The following is a 16,806-nucleotide window of genomic DNA, read 5'->3' on the forward strand; positions in this document are numbered from 1 at the left end:
GCCCACTCACCCGACGGGAACAGATTTTCCCTTCCCATGACCGTGGTAGCGCAGCAGCAGCATGGCGGCGTCGTCGTGCGTCGGACCTGCGGTGTGCCGCATCAGGTCTTCTCTCAAGGCGTCCAGAGCGCTTCGGGCGTCCGGGTTGACGAGCAAATGCGCCCGCTCACTGAGGGGGTAGAACGAGTTGCGGCTGTCGCGGGCCTCCGTGACGCCATCCGTGAACAGCAGCAGCTGCTCGCCGGGGGCGAAAGCCACCCGGTACGGCCGGGGCCCCTCGAGCCCGTGTGCGCCCAGGCCGAGCGGAAGCGCATAGGAGGAGGGCTGCGGAAAGTCCACGGCCCCGTCACCGCGCACGACCATCGGCGCCGGATGGCCGTAGTTCAGCAGAACGGCCTCGTGGTCCGGGCCGATCTCGGCGAGCACGGCCGTAACGAACTTCTCCCCCTCCAGTTCCCTGGCCACGCTGCGCTCCAGCCGTTCGCCGAGACCGACCAGGTCGATCTCGTCGTGCGCGGCCTCACGGAACGCGCCCAGCACCACGGCCGCGGTCTCCACTGCGGCCAGGCCCTTGCCCTGCACATCACCGACAATCACCCGCACGCCGTACGGCGATGCGACCACCTCGTACAGATCGCCGCCGATGCGCGCCTCCGCCTCGGCGGAGGTGTAGGACACCACCGCCTGCAGAGGCCCTGCAGTTCTCGGGACCGGGCGCAGCAGCACCCGCTGGGCCACTTCCGCGATCGACCTCACGCTGGCCAGCTCCGCCTCACGGCGCCCACGCATCACGGCAGCCGCGATACCTGCTCCGGTCACGCCCGCCACGGACGCCATCGCCGTGAACCCCCTGCGTTCCTCGAACAGCCCGTCGTACAAACCGAGCCCGACGCACAGCACCAGGGCGACCAGGCCGACCAGAGCGGTACGCCGCCAGCCGCCGACCAGACCTGCGAATGCCGGCCCGAGCGACACCAGGGGCAAGAACCCCACTCCCGGCCCGGCAACGATGTCCGCAGCGGCAACCACGGTCATCGCCGCCACGGGCATCCAGGACAGCACGGCGGAACTGCTCGTCGCCCTCTTCACGGTCATGACGTTCTCCATTGGTGTCGCAACGATCGAGAGCACCTTCCGCCGTTGCGACAGAACCCTCATCCTTTAGACTATGCAAAGGTCCTTCTGGCGAAGCGACCACCGGCCCGACCTTTTACCGAATCGAGGCCGAGCCACGACCTCCCCGTCCCCAGGAAGGGCGAAAGTGCCTCAGCCGGGCCCCGAGCGGCCATCACCTCCAGTCGGATGGCGCCGCACGATCGCGCGACTGCCGGCCCTCCTCTTTCGCATGGGACTGGGCCCGGTCTTCGGCGGGCGGCTGCTCCTGCTGCACCACACCGGGCGCGCCACCGGGTCGGCACGCCAAGCGGTGCTCGAAGTGGTGACGCACGAGCGGGACATCCGCAGCTGGACCGTCGCCGCGGGGTTCGGGACACGGTCGGACTGGTACCAAAACCTGCGCGCGGAACCGAAGGCCGTCATACAGTTCGGCAGCCGGCACCACGCCGTCACCGCCCACTTCCTCGCCGCGGAAGACGGAGCAGCGATCATGGAACGTTACGGACGGCGGCATCCCCGGACCGCGCGCCGACTGTGCGCCTTCATGAGACTCGCAGCCGACGGCAGCGACCGCTCCTTCCGCGACGCGGGCAGGGTCATCCCGTTCGTGCGACTGGACGACGACGGCCCCTGATCCCCCTGAGCGGCGCACCGGACCGCCCTGAAGAGCCGAGGTGGTCACCGGCAGGCTCCGAAACTCGCGCGTACTCTGGCGATCATATTTTGCATTGTGCAATGATCTATCTCGGGGGTCGGCCGGCACCCGGCTGCCGCCCCGCGCCCAGGAGTGACGACGGCACATTTCCCGGCACTGGCAGGGCGCCGGCGGTCGACCGACCCCCACCAAAAGACGGCAACACCCTGCACGCGCTCGACATCTTTGTAAAACTCCGAGACCAGTCACGGGCAGGTAACGCGGCCTGACGGCACAGGAAGACGGCTGCGCTGCCGGCACGTCGCTGCCGACCCGAGAACGGGTCCGACGCGCGAGGAGAGGAAGAGGGCATTGAATCCTCCCCCGGCTGAAGCAGGGGGATTACCGGCTCACGCTGCCCGCGGGCCGGCGACTCGACAGATCTTCCGCGATCGATGCCAGCCGGGTTGAGACCAGTCCGGTTCGATACAGCAAAACTTGGAGGTGCGCGTGCTGTCTCGGCTCTCGATCAGCACGGTGGACGCGCCGAATTCTCGCGCCGCACGGCATGCAACTTACCCACTCAGGTGGACGGTGTTTCGCCCTATGAGCGAGGTCCCGCTTCCTGCCCTGCTCCGCAGGAGTCCAATTCCTCCTCGGCCTGGAGGCCGGGGCAGTCTCGGAGGAGCCCGGTGACCGATCCAGAGCCCGACCACGACAGAACGCCGGACGGGGAAGGCGTCACCCCCCTCTTCCGGGAAGAGGTGTGGCAAAAGTTCCTCACTGACAGCGAGGAAGCCATCCAGGCGCACGCGCCGAGGGAACCCTCGGCGTTCGAGCGGACAGGCCCACGCCTCCATGCGTCACCGGACACGAGTGATGCCTTCTGGCGTGGAACGGAGGAAGACAATCCGCACGAGGCGGTCCGTTCGGGGCCGCAGCGATATCAGGATGCGGTCGGCGAGCTCTGGCAGCCGGAGGACACCTGGACGGGGCCGGTCTGGGGCGACATGGATGCCCGGGCGAAGCGTCGGCGAGTCGGTCTGGTCCTCGGTTCTGCAGTCGCGATCGTGGTGCTGCTGGGGAGCGCTTCCCGTCTGTCGACGATGGCGGGCCGCACGTCCGGGAACCCCGGGGACATTTCTTCCCAGCAGTCCGAAGACATTCCCGACGACCTGTCCACCACGTTCTCCGTCAACCCGGCCTCCGCAGACCCGTCGCCGCCCGTGACCGGCGGCGAGTGAGAATACCGGCGTGTCCAAACACGGCACACCCAAAAGGCCGGTGCAGGAAGGCGAGGACCGCCGCAGGTGAGTGAATCCCACGAGAGCGCCGGCTCCTGGCCGACATCCTTGCTGCAGACCTCGCTCGCGCTGGACAGCGACGGCTCCCACGCGGCCCGGGCCCGCCGTCTGGCCGCGGCCTTTTTGACCCGGATGAAGGACGACCACGGCATTGCGGTGATGACCGCCACGGTGGAAATCGTGCAGCTGATCGTCAGTGAACTGGTCACCAACGCACGCAAGTACGCCCCGGGCCCTGCCCTTCTGCATCTGAGGATCAGCGGCGACACGCTGCAGATAGAACTCTGGGACACCAATCCCGTCGCACCGGTCACCGGCACTCCCGATCCCCGACGCATCGGCGGGCACGGCCTGGAGATCGTCACCGCCCTCGCCCAAGCCGTGGTCGTGGAGCAGACCGCCCTCGGCAAGCGCATCATCGTCCACGTTGCCCTCGGCTCAGCCGACGCACAGCCGGGCCGGATTCCGGCTCCCTGATAGGGGCATTGCCGCGGACCGATCTCCACCCGCATCACACGCGGCCGCCTCCGGACAAGAGGACCGCTGTAACGGGCCCGCCCTGCGACACCACGGCTGCACGGGGAGCCCCGTGTCAGGCGAAGGCGAAGTAGCGCAGCCACACATACCCCAGGGAGATCGCCACGGTCACGGCGGTGACGATCAGTCCGTACTTGGTGAACTGCCAGAAGGTGATGGGCTGGCGGTTGCGTTCGGCGATACCAAGAACCACGACGTTCGCCGACGCGCCGATGGCCGTGGCGTTGCCGCCCAGGTCGGCGCCGAGGGCGAGGGCCCACCACATGACGTGGTCGCTGCCTCCGCCCATGGTGTGGACCAGGTCGCTGGTGATGGGCGCCATGGTGGCGACGTAGGGGATGTTGTCGACGACACCGGAGAGCACCGCCGAGGCGCCCAGCAGGGTCAGGGAGCCGCCGAGTTCGTTGGTTCCGATGGCATCGGCCAGTGCCCTGGAGACCTCGTCGATCACTCCCGTGTCGATCAGCCCGCCGATCATGATGAACAGACCGGCGAAGAAGGCGAGGGTGGGCCATTCGACTTCGGACAGGACCTCACTGGTCTCGACTGTGGAGACGGCGACGAGCAGTCCTGCCCCGAGCAGGGCGACGATGCTGGGTTCGTAGTGGAGCACCGGGTGCAGGACGAAACCGGCCACGACCAGGGCGAGGACGATCAGGCCCTGGACCAGCAGCCGGGGGTCCTTGATGGCTTCCCGTTCCTCCAGGGCCATGATCTCGGCGGCGCGGTCCTCGTCGTAGACGAAGAATCTGCGGAACAACACCCGGCACAGTGCCACGAGGACGAAGACCAGCAGCACGGCCAGCGGGGCGAGATGGACCAGGAAGTCGTTGAAGGTCAGGCCGGCCCGGCTGGCGATGATGATGTTGGGCGGGTCGCCGACCAGGGTCGCGGTGCCGCCGATGTTGGAGGCGAACACCTCCGCGATGAGGAAGGGCGCGGCCGGCAGGGCCAGGCGCTCGCAGACCAGCAGCGTCACCGGGGCGATGAGCAGGACGGTGGTGACGTTGTCGAGAAGCGCGGAAGCGGCCGCCGTGATGACCACGAGCATGGCCATCACCCGGAAGGGTCTGGCTTTCGCCCGTTTCACGGACCAGATGGCCAGGTATTCGAACATGCCGGTTCTCTTCAGCACGCCGACGATCATCATCATGCCCATGAGCAGGAAGATGACGTTCCAGTCGATGCCGGAGTCCTCGGAGTAGAACGCCGAGACGTCGTCGGGCGATCGCCGCCCAGCTGTGCCAGTCGTTCACGGTGCTCCGGTTCCTCCGAGGGGCTGCAGGGTCCTGCTTCCCGGGTCGTCCCTGTCGGGGATGCCTGCCAGCTCGTCGACGTCGAAGGCCCGGGCGATCGGTACGTCGGTGGAGCTGTGCGCGATGATCGAGAGAGCGATGCACACCGCGATGAGCGTGAACGCCTCTTCAGCCTGCGGGATGCCGGACTGCAGTACCAGCAGCCCGTACACCACGGAGGCGAAGCCCTTCGGGCCGAACCATGCGGCGACCAGCCTCTCCTTGCGGGAGATCCGGGTGCCCAGCAGCGAGAGCAGCAGCGAGGCCGGACGGATGAGGAAGATCGCCAGAAGCACGGCGGCGTAGCCGCCCCATGACAGGTCCCCGAACAGTCGCGGGGTCAGCAGGGCGCCGAAGACCAGCAGTGCCGCGAACTTCGCCAGTTCCGCAAGCGCTTCGCCGAGCGGCTCGAAGGACGTCTTGGCTTCGGGTGAGACATGTGCGAGAGCGGCCCCGGCCGAGAACGCCGCCAGATAGGGGTTGGCGTGCGTGAGGTGGCAGGCCGCGTAGAGGATGATTCCGGTCGCCAGCGGCAGCAGCGGCTGCAGCTTCGGCTCGGCACCCAGCAGCCGGAAGCCCAGCAGCCGGCTCACCAGCAAGGGCAGCAGGACTCCGAAGGCCAGGCCGAGCAGCAGCTCCAGACCGATCGTCGCAAGTGACGTCTCCGGTCCGGCGGCCGCCGGACCGGCAGCCGCGATCAGGACGAGAACCACCGGGAGGGCGAGCCCGTCGTTGATGCCGCTCTCGACATTGAGCAACTGCCGCAGCTTGGCCGGGACTTCCGCCCGGCCGACGATCGCCGAGGCGAACACCGGGTCGGTCGGTGCCAGGACGGCGCCGACGAGGAAGGACGTCGTCCAGTCCAGGCCCACCAGGAAGTGGGTGGCCAGAGCCATGAAGACGAAGGCCAGGGGCATCCCCATGCCCAGAGCCCGCGCGGGATTGCGCCAGTTGGCGCGCAGGGCGGGCAGCGAGACGTGCATGCCGTCCGTGAGCAGGACCGCGAAGAGCGCGAGATCCGCCGTCACAGAGACCATGTCGCTGTCCGGCGTGATGTGGATCAGACCGAGGAAACCGTCGCTGACGAGAGCGCCGCCGACAAGAAAGAGGAAGGAGGTCGACAGCACGGTCCGCGCCGCGAGACCTGACAACAGCGCCGCTACCAGCAGCGCGACACCGAACACCGCTACCAGCACCATGCTCAACACCCCGATCGAAAGAGAGAGTCATCCCCTGCTCGCCGACCAGGCTTCCCGGCACACCGTGGGAAACCATACCGGTTCTTGACTCGTCCTTAACAGGTTGTTGGCGTGCACTGCGGACGGCGGGCCCTTGCCGGTTTCCGGCAAGGAGCGGTACGCGACAGCACGGAACCCACCGGCCAAGGGCCCTCCCTCCCCCCGCATGAGGCGAAGGTCAGTGACTGGCCGCGAGTTCACCGCTGAGCCTGCCGTGGAGGTCGGCACTCGGGTCGTTGAGGCCGATGATCTCGACGGTCTTGCCGCGCTGCTCGTACTTGGTCTCGATGGCGTCGAGAACCGCGACCGAGGAGGCGTCCCAGATGTGGGCCGCGGTCAGGTCGATGACGACCCTCTCGGGGTCGCCCGCGTAGTCGAACCGGCCTACGAGGTCGTTGGAGGAGGCGAAGAAGAGTTCACCGGTCACGGAGTAGACGACCGTGGCTCCGCCGGGGTCGGTGACGGCCGTGACGTCGGCGAGGTGGGCAACACGCTTGGCGAAGATGACCATGGCGGTGACGGAGCCGACGACGACTCCGATCGCGAGGTTGCCGGTGGCGACTACGAACGCGACGGTGACCACCATGACGGTGATCTCGCCGGCCGGCATCCGCTGGAGGGTCTTGGGGGCGATGGAGTGCCAGTCGAAGGTCGTGAAGGACACCATCACCATGACCGCGACCAGTGCGGCCATCGGGATGTCGGAGACGACCGGGCCGAAGACGATGCACAGCAGCATCAGGAAGACCCCTGCCAGGAACGTGGACAGGCGGGTGCGCGCGCCGGACACCTTCACGTTGATCATGGTCTGGCCGATCATGGCACAGCCTCCCATGCCGCCGAAGAAGCCGGTGACGATGTTGGCGATGCCCTGGCCGATGGACTCCCGGGTCTTCGAGGAGTGGGTGTCGGTGATGTCGTCGACCAGTTTGGCCGGCATCAGCGACTCCATCAGGCCTACCAGCGCCATGGCGAACGCGTAGGGGGCGATGGTCGTGAGGGTGTCCATCGTGAACGGGACGTCGGGCAGGCCGGGTACGGGAAGCGAGGAGGGCAGGTCACCCTTGTCGCCGACCGTCGGGACTGCGATTCCCGCTGCGACCGTCATCACGGTGAGGACGAGGATGGAGACCAGCGGGGCCGGAATCATCTTGGTGATCTTCGGGGAGAGCACCATCAGCGTGAGGCCTCCGAGGACCAGTGGGTAGACCGGCCACGGGACGTCGTCCATCTCGGGGATCTGTGCCATGAAGATCAGGACGGCGAGGGCGTTGACGAAGCCGACCATCACGCTGCGGGGCACGAACCGCATCAGTTTCGCGACGCCGAGCGCGCCGAGCGCGATCTGGAGGACACCGGCCAGGATGACGGCCGCGACCAGATAACCGAAGCCGTGTTCTCGGTTGAGGGGGCCGATGACCAGGGCCACCGCGCCGGTCGCAGCGGAGATCATGGCCCGGCGGCCACCGACGAGGGAAATCGTCACAGCCATGGTGAAGGAGGCGAACAGGCCGATCGCCGGATCGACACCGGCGATGACGGAGAAGGAGATCGCCTCGGGGATCAGTGCCAGGGCAACGACGAGTCCGGCCAGGACCTCGGTGCGCCAGACGTTCGGATCGGACAGCCAGTCGGGCTTCAGGCCACGCAGCCGAGCGGCCGGAGCAACAGCGGGAACGGCGGAGGACACGAGATCGGGAACCTGTCGTACGGGCACCTCCAGGCGCCGGGCCAAGAGGTGCAGAAGAATGCGGGTAGGCCGGGTCGGCACCCGCGGACGGCCCCTGAGCGGAGCCGGGAAACTACGAACGATCGAAAGCAGCCGCGCAGCGACGCCAGGGCGCGGGCGGCAGCCAGACATCAGGGCGAGCAGCGGCCGTGCGTCATGGGCTCGTGCACGCTTCTCTCCTGGAAATTTCGGATCTTCACCAGCGGCCGCGTCGCCCTGACATGGCAGGACAGCGGGCACGCCGCCTCGGCGACTCTACCCTAACGTTAGGGTAGAGATCGGTGACGGCCGCCCCGGTCGGCTCCGACGCGGATGAGCGAGGCTGGAGGGCCAGGGGCGTGAGCGGCAGGCACATGCAGATCGGCGAGGTGGCCGCACGGACCGAGCTGTCTCTGCGCACCATCCGGCACTACGAGGAGAGCGGCCTGGTCGTCCCCTCGGCTCGCTCCCAGGGCGGATTTCGCCTCTACACCGAGTCCGACGTGGCACGGCTCATGGTCATCCGCCGCATGAAGCCTCTCGGTTTCACCCTGGAGCAGATGCGTGATCTTCTCGGCGTCACGGACCGCCTCGATGCCGATGCCGGCCTCGACTGCGCGGAGCGCGAGACCTTGCTGGATCAGGTACGCGCCTACGAACGAGCTGCCACGGAGCAGGTCGAGAAGCTGCGGGTCCAACTGTCCCGCGCGGAGGACTTCGCCGCGACCCTGCGCGCACGCCTGCCGGACGCCGGCAGTTCCTGACACGCGCCGCGTCAAAGGGAACTGGCGGCGAGCAGGCGCTCCAGCAGATGGGAGGCGGTGATGACGCCCAGGAGCCGGGTCCCCGCCTTGTCCTTGTCCACCACGGCCACCAGCGGGCTGCGTGCCTGGGCCATGTGGGCTGCGACCTCGAGCGCGGTCTCGTCCGGGGCGGCCACGACCGGCGGCGGCGTGGTCTTCGACAGGCAGTCACGCACCGCGCGGCCCGCCAACGCGGCGCACAACCGGTCGGCGTGACGCTCGTCGATCACCGCGGCCAGAGCCGGATCCTCGATCACATAGCCAGGTACCAGGATTTTGACCATCTGAGAGGCAGGGAGGACCGCCTGCGGCGCACCCTCATCGTCCACCACCAGCAGTGCGGGCAGGCGGTGTGCGGCCATCAGCCGTGCGGCGTCCAGCGCGTCGCTGTCGAGGCCGACTGTCTCGTACTTCTCCGCCAAGTCACGCGCACGCACGCCCGGCTCCCGTCTCGCTCCTCGCCGCATCCGCGGCCTCGCGCATCTTCGGCACGGCACGACGCCCGCCCCTGCCAGCACGATACAGCCGGCGCCCCAGGGGCATGCAGCCACGACCAGCGGTCTGCTGTCCTCATTCGTGCTCGTGCGGCAACCCTCGCCGGTACGCCGTCATGCGCCGGTCCCGGCGCACGAGAACCAGCGTGCTAACCGCGACGATCACGAGAGCTGCGCCGAGCGGTACGAGGAAAGACGTCATCACGGCTCCTGTCGTACGGCCGCCCGGCAGGCCGGCACGTGTCGGGGATCGGCGGCACGGACGATGGCAGACTCGACGGCGGCGACACGGTCGGCCAGCAGGCCCAGGGCAGCGACCGCACGCGGGAGGGGGTCGCTGTCAGGGCCGCCGAGGTCCTGTGCCCGGACGAACGCGGCCTTCACCTCGGCCCACCGGCTCGCCTCTTCGCCGGTGAGTGTGCCTCGCAGCTCGGCCAGTCTGAGCAGGTTCTCCTCGGCTCCGGTGGCAAGGGTCTGGGCCTCGGCGGTGTAGTGGTCGTCGATGACGGCGGCGAGTTCCGCTTCGTTCATGACCGGCTGAATACGCTGAACGATCTTGTTCATGTTGCGGTAGGAGCCCTGGAGCCGGAAGGGCGGTTCGCTGCGGGCTCCGTCGGGCTGTGCGGCGGAGGCGATGTAGGCGGTGTTGACCGCGAGAACCGTCTCGCGCGCGGTGAGCAGGTGACGAAGGACGGCGAGGATCTGTTCCAGCTCCGCGGGCGCGTAGCGCTCGGTGAGTTGATCGGAGTGTGCGGACGGGTCGTGGGCGGCGAGGCGGATCAGCAGGTCGAGGTCGGCGCGGTCGCGGCCGGCCAGTGGCGCGAGGACGGGGTTGGCGGTGAGCGCGTTCTCGACGAAGCTGAGGGCGAAGACGTCGTCCTTGCCCGTCAGGACGTCGCCGAGGTTCCATACATCGGCACGGTTGGCGAGCATGTCGGGCAGGTGGAAGCCGCTGCCGGACTCGGTGTAGGGGTTGCCTGCCATGCAGACCGCGAAGCGTTTGCCGCGCAGGTCGTAGGTGCGCGGTTCACCGTCCCAGACGCCCTCCATGCGGCGTGTGTTGTCGCACAGCGGGATGAACTTCTGCAGCAGCTCCGCAGAGGTGTGCTGGATGTCGTCGAGGTAGAGGAGGGTGTTGGCGCCCGCCGCCAGCGCAAAGTTGATCTTCTCCACCTCTCTGCGGGCCGTGGCGTTCGGGGCCTCGGCAGGGTCGAGCGAGGTGACCGTGCGCCCGAGGGCGGGACCGCTGACCTTGACCAGCAGGAGGCCGAGGCGGTCGGCGACGTATTGCACGAGAGTCGTCTTGCCGTAGCCCGGAGGGGAGACGAGCAGCAGTAGGCCACCCGTGTCGGTGCGCTTCGTCTCGCCTGCGGTGCCCAGTTGTTTGGCGAGGCTGTCGCCGATGAGCGGGAGGTACACCTCGTCGATGAGGCGTCCTCGGACGAACGAGGCCATGGCGCGGGGCCGGTGGTCGGCCACACGCAGACGGGAGCGCTCGGCGGCCACCAGGGCGGTGCGCCGCCGCTGGTAGGCGCGGAAGGCGGGGGCTTCCTGCTCCCGGAACCTGCTGGTGCGGGCGAGGAACTCGTCGATGCGCACGGGCAGGCGACGCCCGACGACGCGAGGGTGGACGCCGAGCAGTCCCTCGACCGTGACCGCCGGTGCGGCGTTCGACTCGTAGCGGATGAGGGAGGGGGACAGTTCCGCGGCCACCGCCTCGGCGAGCTCACCCGGTCCTGCGTCCGCGCCGGTGGAGGACACGTACGAGGACAGCCATGCCTCGACCAGCTGGCGGCGTGCGGCCAGGTCGTCAAGTGCCGGCAGGTCCTCGTCGTAGGCCGCGGCACCCACCGCGCGGCGGAATTTGTCGAGCAGGGTGCGGGCGGTCGCACTGAGTACAAACCCGTCAGGGCCGCAGGTCAGTTCCTCGAACAGGTAGGCGCCGGCGCCGGATGCGGTGCTGTGGTCCCGCGGGGACCACGTGCGAAGCGCCGCTGCCAGCTCGCCTTCCAGTTCGGCGATGGCGCAGGCCGGTCCGAAGGTGTTTCGCGCCCGGGCCAGGCCAAGTGCGCGCCGGGTCCAGGCGGCGCGGGCCTCGGCGGTGGTGCCGTGGGCCCAAAACAGCTGGGCGGCAGCGCGGCACGCGGGTTCGTGACGCAGCGGGCCGGCCTGCTCGTACAGCGGAAGCAGGGTGGTGAGGATCGCGGTCGTGTCGTGGTCGTGGATGCCTCGCTCATAGCCCTCGTCGTGCGCCTCCTGCGCGGCTTTGCGCACCAGGGCGGGAAGGTCCGCCTGCATAAGATGGTCGGGGCCGTGTTCCCACAGGAGGCGGGCGGCGAGGTGTTCGGCGCGGTAGACCTCGGGGGACTCGGAGGGAAGGTGGCGGTCCCAGTAGGGGCGTGTCGCGGTGAAGTCCGGGTCCGTCACGGGGCGGCGGTAGTCGGTGCCGGTGAGCGCGAAGGCCAGCCCGTCCGCGTGCGGCACCAGGGTGAGGTCGAGGGGCTGGGTGTTGACGGCGAAGCGGTGGCTGCCGAGGCGGATGGTGCGGCCGTCGTCGGTGTAGAGGTCGGTGCGGTCGCGCAGGGCACGGGCGGCCTCCTGTCGGCAGGCCGTGAGACGGCCGTCCACCTCCTGCGCGCGGAGCGTGTCGCCGAGATCGCGCAGTTCCTCCGCGGCACGGCGGACCTTGGCGACCAGGGGGTCGGAGGCGAAGAACGCGGAGACGTCGTCGGGTTGTGTGAACGTCGCCGCGCGCCGGACGACGGTCTCGAGAACGCGGGCGGCGGATGCGGCCAGTTGCTCGGTCCGGCGGGAACGTGTGTCGGCGAGCGTCTGCCGGCGCGCTGAGAAGACCTCGTGGATCTCGGCGCGCTTGTCCGCCAGTTGGACCAGGAGGCCGTCGAACTCGGCGAAGCGGGACTCCAGGTCCTCCAGGCGCGCCAGGATGCCGGTGAGTTGCTCGTCGCACGCCTCAGGGCTGTCGGCCACGGCGAGCGCGGCGGTCAGTGACTGGCCCAGCAGGGCGGATTCGGCGGCGAACTCCGCTCGCCCCTCGTGGCTCAGGAGGGCGCGGCGACGGTTGTCGAGGGTGGCGCGGGCGCGGTTGAGGCCACCGAGCGCCTCGGCCGCCCGCTCCAGCACGGCTGTGCGGACGGTGGCGTCGACGGCGTCGATCCCGGCGACGACCTCGGTCACGGTGCGCAGTTCCTCGGCGAGGCGGTCGAGGCGCGCTGTGAGGGGAGCGGCCTCGGCGACGGTGGCGATCGAGTCCGCATCGGTGACGAGCTGTTCGATATCCGTGTGGTGGCCCGCGAAGGCGTCGTCACGGGCCAGGAAGACCGCGGCGCGCTGCCCGAAGGCTGCAAGATCCGCTGCGGCGTTTGCGGCGATCTCGTCGACGCGGGCGACATCGCAGTGACGCAGCTCCTTGAGGGTCAGCAAGTGCCCCTGGGCGTGTCGCAGTTCGGTCAGGCCCTTTGTCCAGGCGGTGGCGTCGCGCGGGGTTTCGCCGCGCAGTCGGCGCACCACTGCGGCGATGCGGTCCGCCGCCTCGTCGAGCGCGTCCGCGGCCTGGCGGGTCAAGGTCAGCACGGTCTCGAACTCGGTCAGTACGTGCCCGGCGGTGCCGCGTATGGCTTCCAGCGGTGTGCGGAGGTCACCCAGTTCTTCGTCGCCGAGCCAGTGGTTGCTGTCCGCGATGCGGACGCAGGCGGCGGACAGTGCCGCGTAGACCGCGGTGGTCGGTGTGGTCTCGGCGACGGCGCGCGTGAGGGACAGGCAGTCGGAGATGCCGCGGACGAGGTCGGCGTTGCCGATCCGGGCCAGCGGCCCGGCGCCGGTGGGGGCGGTGGCGGCGTAGGTGTCGGACACGTACGGGGAGCGCCACAGTTGAAGGGGGTGGACGCGTGCCGGCTCGTCGCCGTCGGCGCGCAGCACCATGAGGGTGCCGTCCTCGAAGAGCGCCTGGCCGTGGCACGACAGCGGGGTGGCGGCCTCCTTGCGGATCATGTTGTACGGCAGCAGCAGGCTGCGGCCCTGGGCGCGCGAGTGGAACACGTACAGCACGTCTTCGCCGTTCGGCGCGCGCATCTCGCGCTCGAACTCCAGGCCGACCGCGTCGGTGTCGTAGGTCTTGTGGGCGCCTGTGGCCATGCAGTAGCCCGCGGGGAACACGATGCCCTGGTCCTCGGGCAGCCGGCGGCATGCCTGGCCGATGCCGTCGAGGCGGACGACGGATCCGGTGAGGGTGTTGAACACCAGATACCTGTGGGTTTCCTCCTTGTAGGGGCGGATCCGCAACAGGATGAGGGCGCCCACGCGAGCATGGGCTACCTCGGTGTCGGCGAGAGACTGCAGCGGCTCGTCGATGGCCTCGGCGTAGATTTCTCTCCCTGCCTCGGTGCCGTCTTGGACGCTGACAGTGAGCGCGCCGCCGACAATCGAGACGAAGGCTTCTGCCTGCACCGAGACACACGGGTGGCGGCCGGGGACGTGGTCCGCGCGCGTCGTGAGGGCCCAGGAGAAATCGTGGGAGGGTGGGAAGACGTGGTCCCGGTCACCGCGGGCGTCCAGGAAAGACACCTGCCCGTCCGCGGTCAGCGCCCAGCGCAGTACGCGGATGTCATCGGCCTTCTCTCCGGTCCGGAACACGGCCAGCAGCTTGCCGTCCACCTGGCGAAGCTGGAGGAGGCGGGCCTGGCGGTAGTAGCGGTACAGGGCCCCAAACTCCCGTACGAACGCGGGATCATCCAGCAGACCCGGCACGGCATCCTCGGGGAGCCGGTTCAGGCCGCGGTCGTACAGTGCGAACACGTCACGCACCGCCGTTTCCGGTGTGATGCCGAGGGGCGGAACGAGGCCGAGGAGCAGGCGGTCCCCGACTGCCACGATGTCGCGGGGCTTGCACGGCTGTTCGGTGCGCAGCCGCTCGGTGCCGGCGAGTTCCAGTTGTACGGAGCCGAACTCCTCGGTGCGGCGGACGTTGAGCGCGTGGGCGCGGCGGGCGAGTTCGGCGGCCTGTGCGGCGAGCCGGTCGCGCAGGACCTCGTACGTGCCGGTGTCGACGGCGTCGTGCGTCGCGGTCCGGAGCGTCCCCGTCTGGAGGCCGGTTGCCATGCTGCTTGCTTCCTTTCAGAAGATGCGGGCCGGAGCTGCCGTCCCCTGTGCGGCAGCTCCGGCAGTCGGGCCGTCAGACCCGTGCGGTGCCGTTGAGCGCGGCAAGCGGGGTGTCGGCGAGACCGAGTTCCCCTGCCTGGTCGAGCAGTTGTTGCACGGGGCCGGTGAGCGCGCCGTTGGACTTCATGAGTTTCATCAGCAGCGCGGAGACGGTCAGGTTCTGCACGTCGGCCGTCGAGACCGATCCAAGGACGCGGCTCAGGTCCTCGGTGAAACTGGACGTGCCCTCCAGCCACGGCTTGGCTAGTGCCTGCGCGGTCTGCGAGTGCTCGACGAAGCCGTCGACCGACTTGCCGAGCGAGATGGAGGACATCAGCCGGTCGAAAAAGACCGACTCACCGCCGACGATGTTGATGTCGGCGCTCTCCAGCCCGGTGGCGAGCACGGTGGCCTGGGCCTCGGCAACCTGACGCTGGGCGTCCAGCCCGGCGAGCCGGATCTCCTTCTCGGCCTGCAGGCGCAGGCGGTACTCCTCGTGCCCCCGCGAGGCGTCGTCGAGAGCGGCCATCGCCGCGGCCTTCTCCGTGAGGCCTGCCGCTTCTGCCTTCAGCTTCTCACCGATCGCCATCGCTTCCGCGCGCGCCTTGGCCTGCGCGCCCTCGGCCTCCGCGCGCAGCCGGGCCTCCGTGGCCACGGCTTCGGCACGGCCCGCCTTCTCGATGACCTCGGCTTCCTTGTCGCGGACCTGGACTGCGGCGAGACCTTCGGCTGCCGCCTCGGCCTGCACCCCCTCGGCCAGCCGCAGTTTGGCCCTGGCCTCCAAGTCGGCCGACTTCAGCTGTGCTTCCGCGAGGGTGATCTGTTCGGCGGCGCGGTGTGTTGCGGCCTGTTCGGCGGCTTCCGCGGCCTTGATGTCCTTGACCAGTTTCTCCTGCGCCTCGGCCTCCGCGGCGATGATCACGGCCTGGCGGTCACGTTCCGCCGCCTCGACCGCGCGCAGTTTCTTGATGGACTCCTCCTGCTCGGCGACCGTCCGGTCCACAGCGACTCGCTCACGGATGACCTCGGCGATGTCCCGCCGCTCTGCCTCGACCTCCTTCTCCGCGGCGATCTTCGTCAGCTGCGTCTCCCGCTCACGTCCGATGACTTCGAGGAGGCGGTCCTTCTCGATGCGCTCGTTCTCGATGGCGATCACCCGCTCGCGGTTCTTCGCCGCGACGGCGACCTCGCGCGCCTGGTTCTCCCGCTGGATGCCCAACTGCTCCTCGGTGCGCAGGAAAGCGCCCTGCGCGCGCAGCCGCTCCTCCTCCACCACCCGAGCCGTCTCGGCCTCTTCACGTGCGCGGACGGTGTCGATCTCCCGCCGCTGCTTGATCTCGGCGTCGGCCTGACGGCGCTCCAGTTCCAGGATCGCCTCGCGGGCGTCGACGTCCTGCCGGGTGATCTAGTCGATCGCCGCGTCCTCCAGGTGGTAGCCATTGAGGTCGACGCCGATCAACTCGATTATCTGGTCCTGAAGGGTGTCCCGGTCGCTGGCCCGTGCGGTGCCGACGGCCTGGGCGACCTTGATGACGTCCTCGACCGTCTTGTTGACCCGGACGAAGAACGAGATGCGGATGTCGGCACGGATGTTGTCGCGGCAGATGAGTCCCTCGCGTCCGGTGCGCGTGATCTCGATGGTCTTCACCGAGATGTCCATGACCTCGGCCTTGTGCAGCACGGGCAGCACGATCTGGCCGGTGAAGGTCACGTCGACCTTCCGTGTCTGGGAGACGATCAGCGCCTTGCCCTGTTCCACCTTGCGGAAGAGCCGGGAGAAGACGATCAGCAGAAGGAGGGCAACGAACAGCAAAGCGGCGGCGAGCACGCCGATGGCAGCCATGTCATAGATCCTTGAGGCGTATGAGAGTCGAAGCGAAGTAGGCGGCGGAACGGTCCCGTCGGGGTATGGCCCGGAGGGCCGGCCCCGTGTCCCGCGCGTGTCACCGGGTACATCAGCCGTCGGCACATCCGGCGGGTTGCGACGGCACCGGGTCGTCGGGGAAGAGGCGGCGCAGAGGGCGTACGAACCGACAGGTCAGCCGCCAGGCAACGAGCAGCGCACCGCAGGGCGCCAGCAGATGCCCGACGACGACGGTGGCCCCCGAGGTGTCCACAAGGGCGAGCAGGGCAGTCAGAGCGACGTGGAGGATCCAGGCGAGCGCCGTGAGCAGTGACAGCGCGACGGTCACCGGCACCCCGCCCATGTTCCAGGCGTCGAGGTCGGCGTCCGCGTCGAAGGTGTCCACGGTCGCGGCGCCGATGGCGACCAGCAGCCAGAAGCACACGGCCACGGCAAGAGCGGCGGTGAGGACGATTCCGGGCAGGCCGGTGGCGGCCTCAACCGAAGCTCCCATTCCCCCGCCCTCCTCCCGCACGCGACACCCCGGCGCGCTGCTCCCCTCCGGGTTCCGGGCCGGGCACCATCTGCCGGTGCCCGGCACCAGAACCTTCGCAGTGCTCCCCTCACGCCATGGTGCATGGCCGGAGCATGCACACGCATTGCCGATTCCCGGCAGTGTT

12 protein-coding genes and 1 pseudogene are annotated in these 16,806 nt (G+C 69.0%); 4 read left to right on the plus strand and 9 right to left on the minus strand.

What is annotated here, in order from left to right; all coding sequences use genetic code 11:
• Positions 1-6 precede the first annotated feature (6 nt).
• Positions 7-1,095 carry a PP2C family protein-serine/threonine phosphatase gene (locus tag IO36_RS42650; RefSeq protein ID WP_037628846.1) on the minus strand — a complete coding sequence of 363 codons (1,089 nt, stop codon included), beginning with the start codon at positions 1,093-1,095 and terminating at the stop codon, positions 7-9.
• Positions 1,096-1,168: 73 nt separating this feature from the next.
• Between IO36_RS42650 and IO36_RS42655 the strand changes: the two genes are divergently transcribed.
• From IO36_RS42655 to IO36_RS42665, 3 genes are all read left to right on the plus strand, one after another.
• Complete coding sequence (locus IO36_RS42655) at positions 1,169-1,750, plus strand: nitroreductase family deazaflavin-dependent oxidoreductase (protein ID WP_078943816.1); 582 nt, start codon at positions 1,169-1,171, stop codon at positions 1,748-1,750.
• A gap of 692 nt (positions 1,751-2,442) precedes the next feature.
• Positions 2,443-2,994: a hypothetical protein gene (locus tag IO36_RS42660; RefSeq protein ID WP_051901358.1), complete on the plus strand. Its 552-nt coding sequence runs from the start codon at positions 2,443-2,445 to the stop codon at positions 2,992-2,994.
• Between the two features lie 66 nt (positions 2,995-3,060).
• Positions 3,061-3,531 (plus strand): ATP-binding protein, encoded by a 471-nt coding sequence (locus IO36_RS42665; protein ID WP_051901359.1) that lies wholly within the window; start codon positions 3,061-3,063, stop codon positions 3,529-3,531.
• Positions 3,532-3,646: 115 nt separating this feature from the next.
• Here the strand turns inward: IO36_RS42665 and IO36_RS42670 are convergent, their stop codons facing one another.
• The 3 genes from IO36_RS42670 to IO36_RS42680 form a co-directional block, all read right to left on the minus strand.
• Positions 3,647-4,777, minus strand: a complete 1,131-nt coding sequence (locus tag IO36_RS42670) for an ArsB/NhaD family transporter (RefSeq protein ID WP_078943817.1) — start codon at positions 4,775-4,777, stop codon at positions 3,647-3,649.
• Positions 4,778-4,843: 66 nt separating this feature from the next.
• Positions 4,844-6,085 carry a cation:proton antiporter gene (locus tag IO36_RS42675; RefSeq protein ID WP_037628770.1) on the minus strand — a complete coding sequence of 414 codons (1,242 nt, stop codon included), beginning with the start codon at positions 6,083-6,085 and terminating at the stop codon, positions 4,844-4,846.
• 217 nt (positions 6,086-6,302) lie between these two features.
• On the minus strand, positions 6,303-7,814 hold the full coding sequence (locus tag IO36_RS42680; RefSeq protein WP_037628771.1) for a SulP family inorganic anion transporter: 1,512 nt from the start codon (positions 7,812-7,814) through the stop codon (positions 6,303-6,305).
• A gap of 377 nt (positions 7,815-8,191) precedes the next feature.
• Here IO36_RS42680 and IO36_RS42685 point away from each other — a divergent pair, with 377 nt between their 5' ends.
• Complete coding sequence (locus IO36_RS42685) at positions 8,192-8,596, plus strand: MerR family transcriptional regulator (protein WP_209441357.1); 405 nt, start codon at positions 8,192-8,194, stop codon at positions 8,594-8,596.
• 11 nt (positions 8,597-8,607) lie between these two features.
• On the opposite strand, the gene IO36_RS42690 is transcribed toward IO36_RS42685, so the two are convergent.
• The 5 genes and pseudogenes from IO36_RS42690 to IO36_RS42705 form a co-directional block, all read right to left on the minus strand.
• On the minus strand, positions 8,608-9,072 hold the full coding sequence (locus IO36_RS42690) for a CBS domain-containing protein (protein WP_037628773.1): 465 nt from the start codon (positions 9,070-9,072) through the stop codon (positions 8,608-8,610).
• 133 nt (positions 9,073-9,205) lie between these two features.
• Positions 9,206-9,331, minus strand: a complete 126-nt coding sequence (locus IO36_RS49105) for a hypothetical protein (protein ID WP_280923784.1) — start codon at positions 9,329-9,331, stop codon at positions 9,206-9,208.
• Positions 9,331-14,244 carry a DNA repair ATPase gene (locus IO36_RS42695; RefSeq protein WP_037628775.1) on the minus strand — a complete coding sequence of 1,638 codons (4,914 nt, stop codon included), beginning with the start codon at positions 14,242-14,244 and terminating at the stop codon, positions 9,331-9,333. Before IO36_RS42695 ends, IO36_RS49105 begins: the two co-directional genes overlap by 1 nt.
• A gap of 73 nt (positions 14,245-14,317) precedes the next feature.
• Positions 14,318-16,126, minus strand: a pseudogene (locus IO36_RS42700) (flotillin family protein).
• A 112-nt stretch (positions 16,127-16,238) separates the two neighbouring features.
• Positions 16,239-16,640 (minus strand): hypothetical protein, encoded by a 402-nt coding sequence (locus tag IO36_RS42705; protein WP_037628776.1) that lies wholly within the window; start codon positions 16,638-16,640, stop codon positions 16,239-16,241.
• Between the last annotated feature and the right edge of the window lie 166 nt (positions 16,641-16,806).

Source organism: Streptomyces aureus (assembly GCF_000725495.1).
Lineage (GTDB): Bacteria > Actinomycetota > Actinomycetes > Streptomycetales > Streptomycetaceae > Streptomyces > Streptomyces aureus_B.

Coding starts and splice junctions, on each gene's coding strand:
- IO36_RS42655 (WP_078943816.1), top strand. CDS start 1,169: ATGCAAAGGTCCTTCTGGCGAAGCGACCACCGGCCCGACCTTTTACCG.
- IO36_RS42675 (WP_037628770.1), bottom strand. CDS start 6,085: ATGGTGCTGGTAGCGGTGTTCGGTGTCGCGCTGCTGGTAGCGGCGCTG.
- IO36_RS42705 (WP_037628776.1), bottom strand. CDS start 16,640: ATGGGAGCTTCGGTTGAGGCCGCCACCGGCCTGCCCGGAATCGTCCTC.
- IO36_RS49105 (WP_280923784.1), bottom strand. CDS start 9,331: ATGACGTCTTTCCTCGTACCGCTCGGCGCAGCTCTCGTGATCGTCGCG.
- IO36_RS42650 (WP_037628846.1), bottom strand. CDS start 1,095: ATGACCGTGAAGAGGGCGACGAGCAGTTCCGCCGTGCTGTCCTGGATG.
- IO36_RS42695 (WP_037628775.1), bottom strand. CDS start 14,244: ATGGCAACCGGCCTCCAGACGGGGACGCTCCGGACCGCGACGCACGAC.